Raw genomic sequence first — 894 nt, 5'->3', positions numbered from 1 at the left:
TTATAATAATAGCGATACTTATGATTAATAAAAAATATAGAAAAATAGGTTTTATGGCTTTAGGGGCCTTAATACTAAGTACAATTTTAGGAGAAGAAATATTGAAAAATGTAGTTAAGCGTATAAGGCCATCAGAAGATATACCAGCATGGAACCTTTTAATTGCAAAGCCTTTATCCTATTCATTCCCGTCAGGACATACAACTTCCTCATTTGCAGTGGCAGGAGTACTCGCAAAATATATTAAACGTTATGCATTTGGATTTTTAGGGTTAGCATCTTTAATAGGATTTTCAAGATTATATTTATACGTACATTATCCTACTGATGTTTTGGCGGGTTTAGTTTTAGGTCTTATGTGCAGTAGAATAATAATTTATTTATTTGATAACAATAAAATTAAAGCTTATTTGTAGGTGTTTAATACCTTTTTGAGTAGTACCAATAGGAAATAGGTGTTGTATTATAAAAGAAAGTGGGTTTTATTATAGGTATTTTAGTTTTATTAACTGTCATCTCCCCTTATACGAACATAATACCAGCTATATATATGACGTATATGGTGTTGTTTAGAAAAGTGATCATATACAAAAATCACTGGAATATAGGGCTATGCTTACTATTTATCTGGTCTTTGATAGTAGGGGTTGTAAATTATAGTTTTATGTCGATTGCTTTATCTTTTGTTTTTTTTATATATCTATGTATAAGTGTTTTTTTACAAAATTATTTTCAAAATGAAAATAAGGTAGAAAAAGTATGTAGGTATTTAGTTGGTTTTTCACTTATATCAGCGATTTTTGGAATTATTGAGAAAGCTATATATGTGTATTTTAATTATAATATTTGGGCTAAATTTCTTAAAATTACGTCTCAGCCGGTATTTAATGACAG

2 protein-coding genes are annotated in these 894 nt (G+C 28.2%); both read left to right on the top strand.

Annotation, left to right across the window (positions count from 1 at the left end; genetic code table 11):
* Window positions 1-416, top strand: a 416-nt coding sequence (locus tag KPL51_RS23055; protein WP_216166775.1) for a phosphatase PAP2 family protein, incomplete at its 5' end; no start/stop codon positions are given.
* Between the two features lie 248 nt (window positions 417-664).
* On the top strand, window positions 665-894 hold a 230-nt coding region (locus tag KPL51_RS23050; protein ID WP_216166773.1), incomplete at its 3' end, for a hypothetical protein.

Source organism: Clostridium bowmanii (genome assembly GCF_018861315.1).
Classification (GTDB): Bacteria; Bacillota; Clostridia; order Clostridiales; family Clostridiaceae; genus Clostridium_AD; species Clostridium_AD bowmanii.
The sequence above is the reverse complement of the archived record's forward strand: the minus strand, read 5'-3'. Positions and strand labels throughout refer to the sequence as shown.